Annotated in this window: 18 protein-coding genes and 1 tRNA gene; 10 read left to right on the forward strand and 9 right to left on the reverse strand. The window is 70.8% G+C overall.

All coding sequences use genetic code 11. The annotated features are described in order from the left end of the window. Position 1 precedes the first annotated feature (1 nt). Together AB0F72_RS17810 and AB0F72_RS17815 are read right to left on the reverse strand one after the other, a co-directional pair. Positions 2-826 carry a MurR/RpiR family transcriptional regulator gene (locus AB0F72_RS17810; protein WP_360431895.1) on the reverse strand — a complete coding sequence of 275 codons (825 nt, stop codon included), beginning with the start codon at positions 824-826 and terminating at the stop codon, positions 2-4. A gap of 63 nt (positions 827-889) precedes the next feature. Further along, complete coding sequence (locus AB0F72_RS17815; protein ID WP_360431898.1) at positions 890-1195, reverse strand: hypothetical protein; 306 nt, start codon at positions 1193-1195, stop codon at positions 890-892. 39 nt (positions 1196-1234) lie between these two features. Here AB0F72_RS17815 and AB0F72_RS17820 point away from each other — a divergent pair, with 39 nt between their 5' ends. The 7 genes from AB0F72_RS17820 to AB0F72_RS17850 all read left to right on the forward strand — a co-directional run bounded on the left by AB0F72_RS17820 (position 1235) and on the right by AB0F72_RS17850 (position 5384). Further along, positions 1235-2050, forward strand: coding sequence for an MOSC N-terminal beta barrel domain-containing protein (locus AB0F72_RS17820; RefSeq protein ID WP_360431901.1), 816 nt, complete (start codon positions 1235-1237; stop codon positions 2048-2050). Between the two features lie 52 nt (positions 2051-2102). After that, positions 2103-3062, forward strand: a complete 960-nt coding sequence (locus AB0F72_RS17825; RefSeq protein WP_360431903.1) for an expansin EXLX1 family cellulose-binding protein — start codon at positions 2103-2105, stop codon at positions 3060-3062. Between the two features lie 187 nt (positions 3063-3249). Continuing rightward, positions 3250-4374, forward strand: coding sequence for a helix-turn-helix transcriptional regulator (locus AB0F72_RS17830; RefSeq protein WP_360431906.1), 1125 nt, complete (start codon positions 3250-3252; stop codon positions 4372-4374). A 176-nt stretch (positions 4375-4550) separates the two neighbouring features. Continuing rightward, a complete protein-coding gene (locus AB0F72_RS17835) occupies positions 4551-4739 on the forward strand; it encodes a hypothetical protein (protein ID WP_360431909.1) in 189 nt (62 codons plus the stop codon). Continuing rightward, on the forward strand, positions 4736-4897 hold the full coding sequence (locus tag AB0F72_RS17840) for a hypothetical protein (RefSeq protein ID WP_360431912.1): 162 nt from the start codon (positions 4736-4738) through the stop codon (positions 4895-4897). The genes AB0F72_RS17835 and AB0F72_RS17840 overlap by 4 nt, the downstream gene beginning before the upstream one ends. Further along, complete coding sequence (locus tag AB0F72_RS17845; RefSeq protein WP_360431915.1) at positions 4894-5124, forward strand: hypothetical protein; 231 nt, start codon at positions 4894-4896, stop codon at positions 5122-5124. The genes AB0F72_RS17840 and AB0F72_RS17845 overlap by 4 nt, the downstream gene beginning before the upstream one ends. After that, on the forward strand, positions 5121-5384 hold the full coding sequence (locus AB0F72_RS17850; protein WP_360431918.1) for a hypothetical protein: 264 nt from the start codon (positions 5121-5123) through the stop codon (positions 5382-5384). Before AB0F72_RS17845 ends, AB0F72_RS17850 begins: the two co-directional genes overlap by 4 nt. Before the next feature lie 504 nt (positions 5385-5888). Here the strand turns inward: AB0F72_RS17850 and AB0F72_RS17855 are convergent. The 3 genes from AB0F72_RS17855 to AB0F72_RS17865 all read right to left on the reverse strand — a co-directional run bounded on the left by AB0F72_RS17855 (position 5889) and on the right by AB0F72_RS17865 (position 7224). Further along, positions 5889-5974: transfer RNA gene (locus tag AB0F72_RS17855), tRNA-Leu, on the reverse strand. 329 nt (positions 5975-6303) lie between these two features. Then, positions 6304-6780 (reverse strand): thioredoxin-dependent thiol peroxidase, encoded by a 477-nt coding sequence (bcp, locus tag AB0F72_RS17860; protein ID WP_360431921.1) that lies wholly within the window; start codon positions 6778-6780, stop codon positions 6304-6306. 21 nt (positions 6781-6801) lie between these two features. After that, positions 6802-7224, reverse strand: coding sequence for an S-adenosylmethionine decarboxylase (locus tag AB0F72_RS17865; RefSeq protein ID WP_360431923.1), 423 nt, complete (start codon positions 7222-7224; stop codon positions 6802-6804). A 244-nt stretch (positions 7225-7468) separates the two neighbouring features. On the opposite strand from AB0F72_RS17865, the gene AB0F72_RS17870 reads away from it, so the two are divergent. Continuing rightward, positions 7469-7825 carry an Asp23/Gls24 family envelope stress response protein gene (locus AB0F72_RS17870; protein WP_360431926.1) on the forward strand — a complete coding sequence of 119 codons (357 nt, stop codon included), beginning with the start codon at positions 7469-7471 and terminating at the stop codon, positions 7823-7825. Here AB0F72_RS17870 and AB0F72_RS17875 read toward each other — a convergent pair. The 4 genes from AB0F72_RS17875 to AB0F72_RS17890 form a co-directional block, all read right to left on the reverse strand. Beyond that, positions 7822-8808 (reverse strand): hypothetical protein, encoded by a 987-nt coding sequence (locus AB0F72_RS17875; protein ID WP_360431929.1) that lies wholly within the window; start codon positions 8806-8808, stop codon positions 7822-7824. The genes AB0F72_RS17870 and AB0F72_RS17875 overlap by 4 nt on opposite strands. After that, positions 8805-9545: a thioredoxin domain-containing protein gene (locus AB0F72_RS17880; protein ID WP_360431932.1), complete on the reverse strand. Its 741-nt coding sequence runs from the start codon at positions 9543-9545 to the stop codon at positions 8805-8807. Before AB0F72_RS17880 ends, AB0F72_RS17875 begins: the two co-directional genes overlap by 4 nt. Beyond that, positions 9542-10009: a MauE/DoxX family redox-associated membrane protein gene (locus AB0F72_RS17885; protein WP_360431935.1), complete on the reverse strand. Its 468-nt coding sequence runs from the start codon at positions 10007-10009 to the stop codon at positions 9542-9544. The genes AB0F72_RS17880 and AB0F72_RS17885 overlap by 4 nt, the downstream gene beginning before the upstream one ends. Positions 10010-10103: 94 nt before the next feature. Next, positions 10104-10652, reverse strand: coding sequence for a sigma-70 family RNA polymerase sigma factor (locus AB0F72_RS17890; protein WP_360431938.1), 549 nt, complete (start codon positions 10650-10652; stop codon positions 10104-10106). A 47-nt stretch (positions 10653-10699) separates the two neighbouring features. Between AB0F72_RS17890 and AB0F72_RS17895 the strand changes: the two genes are divergently transcribed. Next, complete coding sequence (locus AB0F72_RS17895) at positions 10700-12394, forward strand: copper resistance protein CopC (RefSeq protein ID WP_360431941.1); 1695 nt, start codon at positions 10700-10702, stop codon at positions 12392-12394. A 143-nt stretch (positions 12395-12537) separates the two neighbouring features. Continuing rightward, positions 12538-15516, forward strand: a complete 2979-nt coding sequence (locus tag AB0F72_RS17900; RefSeq protein WP_360431944.1) for a hypothetical protein — start codon at positions 12538-12540, stop codon at positions 15514-15516. Positions 15517-15695 lie beyond the last annotated feature (179 nt).

Below are 15695 nucleotides of genomic sequence, written 5' to 3' on the forward strand. Positions count from 1 at the left end.
GTCACGCCAGAAAGATGTGCCGCTGTGCGGCTGTCGCTTCGAACTCCTCCAGGCGGCGCTGCACCGGTTCGGGCGCCGCGTCGCACATCGCCTGCAGCAGCACCATGGCCATCGCCATCGGGCCGGTGTGCAGGTCGAAGACGAGCTGGGTGCCGACCGCGGCGGGCAGCACCACGTCGGCCGACTCGGCGACCGGGCTGACCGCCGAGTCGGTGATCGCCACCACCGCGAGGCCGGCCGCTTTGGCCTCGCGGACTGCTTCCACTGTCTCGCGCGGATAGCGTGGAAGCACGATCGCCAGCATCGCACCGGCGCCGGCCGCGCGGGCCTGATCGAGCCGGTCCAGCAGGCTGGTGCCACCGCCGTCGAGCACCCGCACGTCCGGGAAGGCCTTGGCGGCGAAGTATCCGAAGTACGCCGCCAGTGGCGCCGCCGCCCGCAGCCCGAGCACCGGCAACGGCCGGCTGGCGATCAGCAGCTCGGCGGCGGCCCGGACGTCCTCCAGCCGGTCCAGCTGCTCGCCGAGCCGGCGCAGGTGCTCGGTCTCGGCGTGCACCGCCCGCTGCATGGCGTTCTGCCCAGCCGGTTCGGCCGGCTCGTCCGCGGTGACGGCGCGCAGCTCGCGTCGCAGCGCCGGGTATCCGGAGTAGCCGAGCGCCATCGCGAACCGGGTGACCGACGGCTGGCTGACCCCGGCCAGCTCGGCCACCTCCGCCGCCGACAGATAGGCAGCCGTGCCGCCGTGCTCGACGAGGCTGTGCGCGATCCGCCGCTGGGTGGGGGTGAGCCGGGCGCCCTGAAACAGCTTGACTACTCCGCCATTCACGTCGGCAGCTTATGCATAAAAACTTTCACAGCGCTAGGCCCATCACCTGTACGGACCCGTGCCTCAGGTCGCGACGACCTCGTGGTGGGTCACCGTGGTCTCCCGGTCGATCAGGAACGCGTCGTCCTCCGGGTAGAACACCGCCTGCTCGATGTCGTCACCGGCGAACCCTCGGACCACGTCCAGCGACTCCCACCAGCTCAGCGTCGTCACCTCGGATCGCCCGTCGCCGAGGTCCCGGGTCCACATCTGAGCGCCCCGGTTCCCGGGCGTCCGCCGGTACGCCGTCAGGCCGGTCTGTTCGATATAGGTCACGTATTCACCGACCCGCTCGGTCGAGACCCAGCCTCGCCACATCCGCGCAATCATGAGGGTCAGCGTAGGAGCGCGTGTGACAAGCTGCAGGACATGCGGATCGCCTCGCTTCACACGTACCCGGTCAAGGGTTGTCATCGGCTGGACCACGACGAAGCCGGCGTCGAGCCCTGGGGTCTGACCGGCGACCGCCGGTGGATGATCGTCGACGCCGACGGCGTCGGAATCACTCAGCGTGAGACGCCTCGCCTCACCCAGCTCGCCGCCCGGCCGCGTCCCGGCGGACTCACGCTCAGCGCACCGGGCCTCGGCGAGCTCGACCTGGACGAGCCGCAGCACGGCGAGAAGATCGCCGTGCGGGTGTTCAAGAACAAGACCCCGGTGCCCGCCCGCATCGCCGACACCGACTGGACCAGCGCGTTCCTCGGCCTCGACGTCCGGCTCACCTGGCAGGCCGACCCCACCAGCCGGGCCATCGCCGGGTTCGCGCAGCCGGACGACCGGGTCAGCTTCGCCGACGGTTACCCGGTGCTGCTGGCCAACACGGCATCACTCGACGCGGTCAACGACTGGCTCACCGAGGGTGGCGACGAGCCGGTGCCGATGCACGGCTTCCGCCCCAACGTGGTGGTCACCGGTGCGCCCGCCTGGGCCGAGGACGACTGGATCGGCCGGCGGCTGCGGATCGGCGACATGACGTTCCGCGCGGCCAAGTCGTGCGCCCGCTGCCGGGTCACCACGATCGATCAGGAGACCGGGGAGACCGGGCGGCAGCCGCTGCACGTGCTCGGCAAGCACCGCCGCCGCGATGGCGGCCTGCTCTTCGCGATCAACCTGATCCCCGACCTGCCCGCCGGCCGAGCTGGTCTAATTCGGACAGGTGACCCGTTCGAGGTCCTCCCGTCTTAGGGGAGTCTTAGAAGATTTGCCCGGGGCGGCGCGCGCACACCAGGATCGCCGGGTGAGCGCACATCGAAGCCCGTTCCCGATCCGATGGCTGGCCGCCGGCGGCGCCGCGGTGATCGCCGGAATCATCGGCGTCGCCCTGGTCCTGCAGACCGGCGGATCCGCCTGCGCCGCCCCGCCGAGCACCACCGCGAAATCCGGCAAGGCCACCTTCTACGACCTCGCCGGCACCTCCGGCAACTGCTCGTTCGAGGTGCCCGCCGACGATCTGTACGTGGCGCTCGGCCCGTCGCAGTACGCCGAGGGCGCGGCCTGCGGCGCATACCTCGACGTCACCGGTCCGAAGGGCAAGGTCAGGGTCAAGGTCTTCGACTCCTGCCCGGAGTGCGCGGCCGGCCACCTCGATCTGAGCCGCACCGCGTTCAAGAAGATCGGCGCCGAGATCGACGGCATCATTCCGATCAAGTACAAGCTGGTCACGAACCCGTCCGTACCCGGCCCGATCAGCGTCCGGATCAAGGAGGGCGCGTCGCAGTACTGGTTCGCCGCCCGCATCGACAACCACGCCAACCTGCTGTCCTCGGTCAAGGTGTCGAGTTCCGGCGGCAGCTTCCGAACCGCCCAGCGCACCGACTTCAACTACTGGCTGATCGACAGCGGCGCCGGTCCCGGCCCCTACAAAATCAAAATCACCGACGTGTACGGCCGGAGCAGCACGCTCACCGGCATCAAGATGAGCCCGGGAACAGTCCAGAAGACCACCGTCCGAGCCGCGGCAGCATCAGTCTCCGCAGCCAGGTCGGCGAAGTCGGCGTCCCCGAAGGCGTCACCCTCATCAACGAAGCCGTCCGCATCCGCCTCAGCCACCGTGAAGAAGGCATCCCCGAGCGCATCGTCGGCGTCCCCGCTCGTGGAGTCCGCAACGACGGGCCCGGCAACCGGCGCCGCAGTGACCGATCCCGTAGCGAGCGATCCCGCAGTCGCCCTGGCCGCCCAGGAAGCGCCCGCTTGCTGACATGCGACGAGGCCCGGGCGTCAGGCCCAGCCTCGTCGTGACTCGTGCGGAAGAGGGACTCGAACCTCGATAGCCCTGCTCAGGGGCCTGTGCCGCGCTGGTTGCCGTGGCGTACCGTCGATATCGGCGGCCGGAGTCTTGCAGCCCGGCCGCCAACCACCCTGACTGCAAGCAGGGGCGTGACGCCATGAACCCCATGACGTTCGGCGACAAACTCCGCGCGCTCCGCGAGAGCCGCGGATACACGCTGCGCCAGCTCGCCGAGAAAAGCCACCACTCCCGCAGCAAACTCAGCAACTGGGAACACCATCGGCCACCATTGCCGACCGAAGACGACGCCAAGGCGCTCGACGCCATCCTTGACGGTGACGGCCAGCTGGCGGCAGCGCTCCGCGTGCCCGGCCTCAATGGCGCCAGCGACCGGATCGCCGCCATCACCGCCGCGCCGCGCACCGTCGACGAGCCCGCCGTCACCGCGCTGGCCGGCACCCTCGGCCACATGCGCCGGCTGGAGGACTCCCTCGGCGCGCAACGCCTGCTCGTCATCACCGCCGAGCCGCTGCGCCTGGTCGAGCAGCTGGCCGACGAGGCGCGCGGCGATCTGCGGCCGGCCGTCGTTGACCTCGCCGGTCAGTGGTCGCAGTTCGCCGGCTGGCTCCGCGCCGCCGTCGGGCAGCCGGGCCAGGCCCGTGACTGGTACCGGCGGGCGCTCGAATACGCGGAGGAGGTCGACGGGACCTCGACCCTGCCGACCGGTCGGGAGTTGATCGCGACCGCCCTGTCGATGCGCGGACACCTGGCATGGTCGGCCCGGAAGCCGGGCCCGACCATCGGCATGTCGGCGGCGGCGGCGGAGAAGAGCCGCGCCCCCGGGATCCAGGCGATGGCTCTGCAGCAGAAGGCGCGCGGGCATGCCCTGGCCGGCGAGGCCAGCGAGGTGGATCCGCTGCTGGATGCCGCCGAGATCCTGATGGCTGCGGCCCGGGAGCGGCCCGAGGAAGCGCCGCCGTGGATCTACTTCTACACGCCCGGTTACCTGCAGATGCAGCGCGGCCTTGCGTACCGGCTCCTCGGCCGGGTCGGCGCCGCAGCCGACGCGTTGACGGCCGGGCTGAAGGCTGCCGGTCGAGAAGTGGCCGACGCCGAGTTCGTCGCGGTCTACAAGCTGGCCCTGGCGGAGACGCAGCTGGATGCCGGTAATCCGGACGTGGCCCGCCGCTACCTGGACGAGGCGCGGGCCACCGCGACCGCGACGGGTTCGGCGGGTCTGGCTGGTGAGGTGGCCCGGATCGAAGCGCGCCTGCCGGACTGAGCTGTCCAACCGCGTCCGGCTGTCCATGGACAGAGCGTGGACAGCAGCCTCTCCACCTGGGCCGATCCCGTGGGCGACGATCAGGTCGGCGACGGTCATGGTTCGCCTACCCCATGGGACGCCCCGCGACCGTCGCCGCCAGGACCCCCGGTGATCCAGCACGCGTGGAGGCGGCTGTGGACAAGGCGATGAGCGAGCGAGAGGCACGGCGATGGTGGCTGCTGCGACGCCGTCGCCGCATTCCAGCCGAGACGGCGGCCGCCGCCGAGCGTGCGCGGATCCTGGCTTTGGTCGCACGGGAGGGCTCGCTCGGCGAGTATCCGGCCAGCGCCTACCTCGGCGCGCCGGGGGTCGAGGGCCAATGACCAGGCGATGCGAGAACGGGCATCGGATGCGGCGCCGGTGGTGGCTGGCCGGCGGGTGGATCTGTACCGGGGCCGTCGGCACGCTGCTGCCCGGCGAGCCCGACGCCGACCTGGCCGTAGCGCTCGGTGAGTTCGCCCCTCGCTGGGCGCGGCGATGAGCCGGCGCACGATCCGGCGCCACTCCTGGCCGCTTGATCCGGCGACGGCCGTCGCCCTGCTCCAGGACGATCTGCCCGGCTGGGTCGTCACCTACCGGCCCGGCCCGACCGGCATCTACCGCGCCGAGCTGCTGCGCGACAACGGCGGGCTCACGGCGATCGAGTCAGCGCTGCCGGGTGCGGTCTACGCGACGATCGAGCAATTCTGCGACGAGGACCCGGCATGACCGGCCTCGACCCCGAGCTGATGTCGCTCGCCGACCGCAACCGCCGGGTCATCGCCGAGCGCTGCGGATGGCCGGACGGCGTCCTCGAGGAATGCGAGCGGCTGGACTACGAGCATCCTCGCATCCCGACGGAGGTGTTCGCGGCGACGGTGGCCGAGCTGGCGGAACTGATCGCCACGGTCGACGCCGAAGTCGAGGTGGCCACCGCGTACCGAAATCGGCTGTGGGGGTCGATGCGCAGCATGAGGCCCGCCCGCTGATGCCCGCCGACCCCGCCATGGCGTCTGCGGCCGACGACCTCTCGCAGCGCTGCCCCCGGTGCGGAGCCGGGCCCGGTACGCCCTGCGTCAACGTCTTCAGCGGCGCGATCAAGGCTGAGACGTGCTGGTCTCGCCGTGTCTCGTCCGGCGGCGACGTTGAGCTGTCCATCCACCTGATTGCCCCGCCCGCCGACTCGCCCCGGCCCTGACGTCACCCCAGCCCGCAACACGAAGAAGAGATCCATGGAGGAAGTCCAGCGGCTGTGGGACGGGAGAACCCCCCAGTACCGGGCGGCGGCTGACGCTGCACCGGGCGCTTGCACGATTGCGGAGGTGCTGGACTCGCCGGGGTACCCGTTCGCGGCCCGATGGATAGGCCACCGGGGTATGTGGATGCGATCACCGTGAAAGGCAATCCTAAATCCAATTTCCCTACGTGCCCCTATGACGCATCAGGCCAGGTCGCGAGACCCGGCCTGACCTGCATATCTATAGACCGATCAATGGTGCGGAAGAGGGGACTTGAACCCCCACGCCCTCTCGGGCACGGGTACCTAAAACCCGCGCGTATGCCATTTCGCCACTTCCGCCCGTTTTGCCCGCTCAGGCAAAGCGTTGTGCAGAGTCTAATCGTTCAGATCGAATCATGCCGCGCCGGTAACCACCGATCCCGTCCGGTCACGCCGAGCTCGCGACTCTCGACCCGGCTCAGGATGTCGGCCCGTGCACGAGCACGGCGCGCCGCGCACAAGCACGGCGGCCGCCTTGCGGGTTGGTTACCGCATGACGGCCGCCGTGAGTTCCGGGCTGCCCTGCCGGCCGGGTGGGCGGGTGGCGATTGCCCTCCCCATCGGCGGGGTGGGCCCGGAGTTTCAGGTTTTGCCGGACTTTTCCGGCTATTGGGAAACCGCGCCGAAGATCAGTCCAAGCCGAGGTCGCGGCGCAGCTTGGCGACATGGCCGGTGGCCTTGACGTTGTAGAAGGCGCGCTCGATGGCGCCGTTCTCGTCGATCACGAACGTGGAGCGGATCACGCCGGTCACGGTCTTGCCGTAGAGCTGCTTCTCGCCGAACGCGCCGTACGCGGCGAGCACGCTCTTGTCCGCGTCGCTGACCAGGGGGAAAGTGATGGCGTCGCGTTCCCGGAAGGTGGCCAGCTTGGCCGGCTTGTCGGGCGAGATGCCGACCACCTCGTACCCGGCGGCCTGCAGGGAGGCCAGCGAGTCGCGGAAGTCGCAGGCCTGCTTGGTGCAGCCCGGCGTCATCGCGGAGGGGTACGCGTACAGCACGACCTTGCGCCCACGCAGGTCCTTGAGCGAGAGGCTGTCCCCGTTGTCGGTGGGCAGGGTGAAGTCGGGCGCGGCGTCGCCGGTGGCCAGACGCACGTTTTCAGTCATGGAACCGACGATAGTGCCCGGTCAGGCGGCCGCTCGCTGTCCGCTCCAGAGCTGTCGCGCGGCGGTCAGGTCGCGGGGCCATTCTTCGCCGCGCCGGGACAGCGAGCGCTCGGTGATCTCGAAGTCGCCGACCAGGCGGTGGAACTCGGCGAGCACGTCGGACTCGCGGAACGGCTTGCAGGAGAAGACGTTGACGAGGACTTCGCGCAGGTGGGGATAGGTGTGCACGGCGGCGTGGGACTCGGCGAGGATCACCACCGCGGACTTGCCGGCCTTCTCCGGCGTGCCAGCCTCGGTGGCGACGAGCGGTCCGGCGATCACCGTCATGCCGATGCGGGTGACGAGGTCGCGCATGAACGTGGTGAGCGTCTGATCGTCGTCGAGAGGCCGGATGTCGCTCACTGCCGAGAGGCGGAGCGTGAGTTCGTCACCGTAATGGTCCATCGGTCCTCCCTGTTCCGTGGGGATAACTGAACGTTACCCGTCAACTCCATTCCGGAGTGTGTCAATGTTTTTGCAGGTCAGAGTCGGTGGGGAATCCGTGGAGAATGGGCTCGGCAATGGCGGAAACGGTTGCCGACCAGAAAATAGAAAGCGCTTTCGATGGTGCTCAGCGCACCGTGTCATGTACTCGGGAAGGGATCTTCAGTAGGCTTCCGGCGCAGACGTCGAGAGTGGAGATCAGGTCATGAGCGAGGCCACGAACGGGACCACCACCGTCTCCAGCGAGGTGGTGGAGAAGATCACCGTCGCGGCGGCCCGGGCGGTTCCCGGTGTCGCGGATCTGGGCGGTGACGTGGCCCGGTTCTTCAACAGCGTCCTCGACAAGGTCGGCCTGGACGAGGTCGGCGACGCGAGCCGCGGCGTGTCCGCGAAGATCAGCAACAACAACGTCACGGTCAGCGTGGTGCTGGTCCTCGAGGCCGGCCGGGTGGTCGCCGAGGTGACCGGTGAGGTTCAGCGGAAGGTGACCGAGGCGCTGACCGGTTACGGACTCAACGTCGTCGCCGTCAACGTGAACGTCGACGACATCACCGGGGTCTAGACCTCCGCGGGTTCCGCGGCGGGTGCCGGGGCCGCTGCCCGCAGTCGCAGCACCCCGGTGAGCGCGAGCCCGCTGCCGATGCCGATCGCCGCCGCCACGGCCGCGCGCGCCAGCCAGCCCGGCCCGGCGGCCGGCAGGACGGGCGCGAAGAAGACGTCGGCGCTGCCGAAACCGGCGAACGCGGCGAGCACGAAACCGGCCAGGGCCAGGAAGAACGGTGGATGCCGGTAGGCCGCCGCGACAGCGATCAGCCCGGCCAGGAGAAGAACACCCGGCAGTCCGGCGCCGTCGGCGGTACGCGCATACGCGTACCCCAAGGCGGCGAGACCACCGAGAAGCGCAAGCGGCCCGGCCGACCTCGGCCACCGGCCGGCGATGAGGGTGACCGCGAGGCCCAGCAGGGCCGCGGCCGTCCACCAGGCCCAGGTCGGCGGCGCCGGCTCGTAATCGAGGGTGCCCTGGATCTCGAAGACCCGCACCTGGTCGCGCAGCGGGATCGTCCACTCGCGCAGCCGGTGCTCGGCGTCCGGGTCGGCGGCGGCCTGCGGCGGCAGCCCGGCCTCGACCCAGCGGGCGCGCTGATCGTGCCAGCGCACCGTGGTGTCCGAGGAGGCCTTGCGCCAGACCGGCGCGGCGGTGGGATCGGCGTTCGCGGGCAGCGCGGTATCGCCACCGAGCGTCTCGTTGACGTAGGTGGCCGGCGAGTTGACGTTCTCGTAGGTGCCGTCCGGGCGCACCTCGAGGTACGGCTCGCCGGAGTACCCGAGCACCTCGATCGTCCGGCCGCTCTCGTTGCTCAGCTCCAGGCGTGCGCCGCCCTCGACGACCCGCACGCTCAGGCCGTCCGGCGCACTGCTCAGCCCGGTGACCTGGCTGCGGTACGAGCTCACCTCGGTGGTGTCGCCGGCGTGCGCGAGAGCAGGCGTCGCCGGCCCCAGGATCAGGCCGGCGACCACCAGGACCGCGGAGAGGAGACGCCTCACCCGGCCGCCTTCTCGATGGTCTGGGTGAGCAGCTCGGTCGTCGGGACGGTGTCGCCCGGCCCGGTCAGCTTCGTGCCGTCCACCATGATCGTCGGCGTTCCGGTCAGGTCGCGCGCGGAGAATTTCTCGGTCACCTCGGTCGCCCACGCCTTGTAGGTTCCCTCGTTCACGGCGTTGCCGAAAGTCTCGCTGGTCAGGCCGACCGACTTGGCCAGCTCGATCATCTTGGCGTCGTCCAGGCCGTCGCTGTTCTCGGCCGGCTGGTTGTCGTAGAGCACGTTGTGGAACTCGAGGAACTTGCCGGCCTCGGCCGCGGCGGCGGCCGCACCGGCAGAGCGGGTCGAGTACTCGGTGCCGTTGGAGAACCGGTCCAGGATCGCCACCGGGTGGATCCGCAGCGTGATCTTGCCGGCCTCGGCGAGGTTCTGCAGGGTGGCGCCGCTGGCCTGCTCGAAGCTCGCGCACGCCGGGCACATGAAGTCCTCGTAGACGTCGACCACGACCGGGCCGGTGCCGATGGCGAACGCCGTGCCGTCGTCGACCGCCGCGGCGGGGGTGACCAGCTTGCCGTCGTCCTGCTGGGACATCACGGTGTAGCCGACCAGGCCCGCGAGGAAGAGGACGAGGACCACACCGACCGAGGTCCAGAGCGTCACCCTGCGGCGGCGCTCGGCGGCCTTCTGCTTCGCGACGATCTCCCTGGCTTTGCCGGCCCGGTCCCGCTGTCCCTTGCTCATCGTTCCCCCATCAGGACGCTGTCAACTGAGAACCTGGTCCGGGGCTTCCACAGCAGGATCCCGGCGAACGCCAGGAACGCCAGATCCCGCAGGATGTCCAGCCCGTACGCGGTGTCCTTGCCCGCCGCCAGCTCACCACCGGAGCTGAAGCAACCGCAGTCGATCTGCAGACCGCGCGCCCAGGCCGAGATGATCCCCGCGATGAAGACCACCAGCAGAACCGCGGAGATGCCGGCGGTGAGCCGGGTCGCGAGACCGATCAGCAGGAGCAGCCCGAGCGCGATCTCCAGGAACGGCTGCGCCGAACCAATGATCTTGGCGGTGTCGTAGGACATCAATTGGTACGCGTTGACCGCGCGCGCCGAGGCACCGAGATCACCGACCTTGAGCGCCCCGGCGACCAGCCAGACCGCGGCCAGGGCGAGCCGAGCCGCCGTGGAGATCCACGGCCAGGTTCTTTCCATGGTCACGCCCCGTTAGACGCTCGGTGTTCCGGCCCAGTTCCCGATCATGTCTACTCCGGGACAGGCGTCACACGCAGGGCCGGAAGACCCGGAATCAGCTGGCCTGAGCCTGGGAAACGGCTGTGATCAGCTCATCACGGGCGCGGGCCACCCGCGACCGGATCGTCCCGACCGGCACCGCTTCCACCTCGGCGGCCTCCGCGTACGACAGGCCGAGCACCTGGGTCAGCACGAACGCGGTCCGCCGCTCGTCGCTCAGCCGGCTCAGCAGGTCCGCGCTGCTCAGCCGGTGTGCCGGATCGGGGGAGGGGAGCTCGGTGACGGCCTGTGCGGCGAGCCGGGCGTCGAGCCGGCGGCGGCGCACCACCGAGCGCAGATGGTCGGCGCAGGTCCGGCGGGCGATGCCGAGCAGCCAGGTGCGCACGCTGGACCGCCCGGCGAACGTGTCGAGCGCCCGGAACGCCCGCAGGTACGTTTCCTGAGTGAGGTCGTCGGCGGTGCCCGGGTCGATCAGGGCGGCGGTGAAACGCCACACCTCGGCCTGGGTGGCACGCACGAACGCGGCCTGCGCCGAGCGGTCGCCGTCACGGGCGGCAAGGGCCAGCGCGGTGGTCTCGTCCGTCTCCTGCTCACCAGCCGTCACGAGGCGAATGGTACGCGAATCGGCGGTCCCGCCCGGCATCTGGAACCATGCAAGGGCTTCCCCCACCGGAAACGGAGTGCATCTTGACTGACCGACGCCGGGTGCTGGCTGTGCTGGCCGGTTTACTGCTCGGATTCTTCGGGACGTTGCTGTCCGCCGCGCCGGCGAGCGCGCACGCGGCGCTGGTCGGCAGCGACCCGGGCATGGGCACGATCGTTCCGGACGCGCCGAACCGGGTCACGCTCACGTTCAGCGAGTCGGTGCAACTGATCCCCGGCAAGATCCGGGTGATCGCGCCGGACGGCTCCCAGGCGGATCAGGGCGACCCGTCGGTCAGCGGGGGACAGGTGACGATCCCGCTGCGGTCGGGCGGCGGCCGGGGGACGTACCTGGTCAGTTATCGGGTGATCTCAGCGGACAGCCACCCGGTGGCCGGAACCATCACCTATTCGGTGGGCGCGGCGTCGACGCCGCCGGCGGCGGCGGAAGACCAGGTGCGGGTCGATCCGGTGGTCCGCGCACTCATCCCGGTGGGCAAATACCTGGGGTACGTCGGTCTGGTGCTCCTGGTCGGCCCGGTGCTCGTGCTGGCACTGCTCTGGCCGCAGCGCCTCGACCGCAGCGGGCCGGGCCGGCTGATCTGGACCGGCATCGGCCTGGTCACCGGCAGCACGCTGCTCGGGTTGTACCTGCAGGCGCCGTACACACTGGGGGTCGGGCTCTTCGACGTCCGGGTCGGTGACCTGCGCGACGTCCTCGGCAGCACGTTCGGCGCGGTGATGCTGGTCCGGCTCGGCGTGGTGATCGCGGCCGCGTTCCTGCTCCGGCCGCTGCTCGGCGGTCCGCGCGGCGGCGGAGGCGGCGAGTCGAAGCTGGATCTGGCGCTGCTCGGCGTGCTGGGCGTGGCGGCGCTCGCCACCTGGCCGCTGACCGGGCATCCGACCGCCTCCCCGGTGGCCGGCGTCTCGGTGGTGATCGACGCGATTCACCTGGCGGCCATGGCGGTCTGGCTCGGCGGTCTGGTGATGCTCTTCGGGTTCCTGCTGCCGAAGGCGAACGGGCGTGAGCTCGGCGCGATCCTGCCGATCTGGTCGCGCTGGGCGTCCGCCGCGGTCGGTGCGCTGATCTTCGCCGGCGTGGTGCAGGCGCTGATCGAGGTGGCGTCGCTGGACGGGCTGATCAACAGCACCTACGGCCGGCTCATCCTCGCCAAGATCGGCCTGGCGGCGATCGTGATCGGGGTGGCCGCGTACTCCCGCAAGCTGGTCCGGGACCGCAGCGCCGAGGAGGCGCCCGGCCCGCTGCGCCGGATCGTCTCGATCGAGCTGGCCATCACCGCGGTCGTGCTGGCGATCACCGCGGCGCTGGTGCAGATCTCCCCGCCGCGCACTGCCGAGGCGGCCGAGACCGGCGCCACCAGCACGACGGTGACCCAGACGCTCACCGCGGAGAAGATGTCACTGCAGGTCGACATCTTCCCGGCCGCGGTCGGCAACAATTCGATCCATCTGTACGCCTACACGCCGGACAACAAGCCGCTGCCCGTGGTCGAGTGGAAGGCGACGGCGGCGCTGACCAGCAAGGGGATCGAGCCGATCGAGATCCCGCTGCTGCGGATCACCGACTTCCATGCGATCGGTGACATCGCGCTGCCGACCGCCGGCGAGTGGACGTTCAAGTTCACCGCCCGGACCAGCGACATCGACCAGTCCACGCTGACCATGACGGCGAACATCAAGTAGGAAAGCGTCCCCGCGGCCCGGCACTCCTGAGAGGGTGCCGGGCCGTTCGCATATCAATCGGGGATCACGTGACGATTCGACCATTTTGAGGTTATTTGCGTCTGTATGGTCTGCGCAGTACCGCCTGGGAAGGGGGAGAAGAGATGCGGGTGTTCCGCACGATCCTCGGCATGCTCCTACTGGCCATCGGACTGCCCGCGCTGCTGGCCGGCGCCGCGCTGTGGACGGTCATGCAACACCGCGACCCGGGCGGAGCCTTCAGCGCTGAGCTGCAGAAAGTGGCCGCTCCCGGCTACGCCGTGGTGGTGCCCGACGTCGACCGGCTGCTGCGCGACGACGCCCCGTTCACGCGGATCGGCGACACCCAGCTGCGGCTCGCCCTGGCCACCACCGACGGGCCGGCCTTCGTCGGCCTCGCGCCGTCCGCGGAGGTCGAGCACTATCTGGCGGGGGTGTCGCACACTCGCATCGACGCCGTCGACATCGGCACCGGCGTGCTCCCGGTCACCTCGACCCGGGTCACCGGGCCCCGCGCGCCGTACGGGCTCCCCGGGCAGCAGGCGTTCTGGACGCGTGCCGGGCAGGGCACGTTCAACCTCGTCCCCGGTACGCTGACCGGCTCGCACAGCCTGGTCGTGATGAGCCCCGGCGGCGCCCCGGTGAACCGCCTCGCCGCCGTCGCCGAAGTCCGGCCGAGCTGGCTCGACTCCAGCACCTGGGGCCTGATCACGCTCGGCACCCTGCTCCTGATGGCCAGCGTCGTGGTCCTGGTCTGGCCGGGCCGCCGCCGCGAGATCGTCTACGTGGTCGAGCCCAGCCAGGTCCCGGAGCTGATGCAGGCGATCGGGGCGCCGCTGCCGTTCGGCGAGGGTTCCCGCGCGGGCGGCTCCCGCCCGGGCGATTTCCGTCTCGGCGGCTCCCGCCAGGGTGTCTCCCGGCAGGGTGGCGCGCACCGCCCGCGCACGCTCGCCGATTCCCGGCCGGCCCGCCCGCCGGCGCTCCCCGAGTTCGCCTGGCCCCCGAAGGCGCCCGGCGCCCTGCCGGCGGGTGCTCTGCCCGGCGGCGCTCTGCCGGGTGGGACCTCCCCCGGCGCTCTGGCCGGCACTCCGCTCGGTTCGCCGTTCGGATCTCCACTGGGTTCGCCGCTCGCATTGCCCGGCGACACTTCGGCAGCCGAGTCCGCAGCGCCGTCTCCCTCCGGCGTCACCTCGCCGAGCACGGCGTCTTCGGGCGTCATCTCCACGGGCACCGCGCTTCTCGGTGCCGGTTCGCGAACCCCGGCACCCGGCCAACCGCTCAATCTGCTGGGCGAAACACCCGCTCTGTCCGGTATTCAGCAGCCCGCCACGATCCCCGCCCGCCGCGCGAACCGCCGCCCCGCCGCGTCCGACGACATCCCGGAGTTCCACGCCACGGCGGTGGGCGCGTGGGTAGCGGCGACCGCCCCCGAACGAGCCCGCCAGACCGAAGCCCGAGCAGCCGCCCGCTTGCGCGAGGCCGCAGCCCGCAAGGCGGCCGCAGCCGAGACCGTCCGTCCCGCGTCTCTCCCCGGCCAGTCCAGGCCCGACGAGGCGAAGGCTCCCCAGGCCCAGCCGGCCGGCAAGAAGGCGAAAGTCCCCGCCGCGTCGGAGGCACGCCCGGCCGCTGCGGAAGCCCCCGGCCTCAAGGAGTCGCGTCCAGCCACCCTCGCGGAAGCTCCCCGGCAGGGCGGCGCAGGTGGCCGGCAGGGTTCCAAGAAGCAAGCGCGCAAGAACGCCGCCCAGACCCGGACCGCCGAGCCCCAGGACGTCCAGCCTCATGGTGACCAGCCCCAGAGCGACCAGGCGAAGTCCCCGCTGCCCGTCGCTGCTCAGAAGGCGGCCCCAGCGGAAGCATCCTCGAAAACCCCGGTATCGCGCATCGCGCTGCACACCGGCCCGGCCGCCACCGACTGGACCGCGATCGGCCTGACCCGCTTGGTCAGTGACCGCAACGCCACCCCTCCGATTCCGGCAGCTCGCACGCAGGCCACCCCGGCGGCCAAACCGCCGACATGGCCCCCCACGGCGAAGCCCACCTCACCTGCTCCCGCGGATCCCACCCCGGCCGCTCCGGCGGACCCCGGCCCGGCCGCTCCCACGGATCCCACCCCGGCCGCTCCCACGGATCCCACCCCGGCCGCTCCGGCGGATCCCGGCCCGGCTGCTCAGGGAGAGGCCGCCCCAGGCGCTCCGGCGGAGCCTGCCCCGGCGAGCCCGAAGGATCCGATCCTGCCTATCCCGAGTCGCCCGGTTGACTCGCCGGAACCGCCCGAAGCCCACGCCGCCGGAATGCCGCCGGCCCTAGACCTGAAACCGGCCGCCTCGACACACGAAACCGTGACAGACACTCCGATCGAGGCCGACGCCCCAGTAACGCCGGGAAAGCCGGAAAAATCGGGAACGGGGAAGGCGGCCCGGAAAAGTAACCCGCTGGCCCGGGCGCAAAGCCGCATCACCGGAAAGCCGATGTCCGTCACACCCGGCAAAACGGGCGTCGTTCGCCGTGCTCCGGCCGCCTGGATCAAGGCTGCCGAGTCGATGGCCGCCCGAGTTTCGGAGAAAGCCGCCGACGCGCCGCGTCCGGAGACCACGTCCACTGAGGCGCCACGTCCGGAAACCGGTTCCCTCGCGGCACCGCTCCCGAAAGGCGAGCCCTCTGAGGCACAGGCGTCGAACCCGGCACGCAAACCACGCCAATCCGCCAATAAAGCCCGCCCCAAGCCGCCCTCAACCCCGCCCCAGCCGCCCGCAGCTCCGCCGGTAGGGGGCCAGCCGCCCGCACCCCAGCCGTCAGCGACCCAGCCCGCAGCCCCGCCGGCAGGGGCCCAGCTAGCCGCAGCTTCGCCAGCACCAGCCCACCCGGCAGCAACCCTCCCCACAGCTACCCCGACGCAGAACAGCGCGGCGGAACAAAGACCGGTTCAGGCAGGCGCCCCCGAGCAGAATGCACCAGGCAAGAGAACCGAGACAGCGGAGAAGGCGGCCAAACCGCTGAGCTACCGCGAGGAAGCCGCCGAACTGCTGGCCGGCACCACCGAGCGCCGTCGTCGCCGCACCGTCGCGGGCCGCCCCGCCATCGACCGCGACCGTCCACAGTCCTGATCCCGGGTGCCGGACATGTCCGGCACCCGGCCACGCCCGCACCCCGGAGCGTGTGACGTCCGCCAGTGACTACCACCCGCAGTGCTGGCAACAGAGGTCAACGCGGCGCTTCTCGGAAACTCGCGGACGTCCCAGGCCCCACAGAATGACGAAAAGCGCCAACGCTCCACGATCACCAG

The sequence above is a fragment of the Actinoplanes sp. NPDC023936 genome (assembly GCF_040639325.1).
In the GTDB taxonomy this organism is placed as follows: domain Bacteria; phylum Actinomycetota; class Actinomycetes; order Mycobacteriales; family Micromonosporaceae; genus Actinoplanes.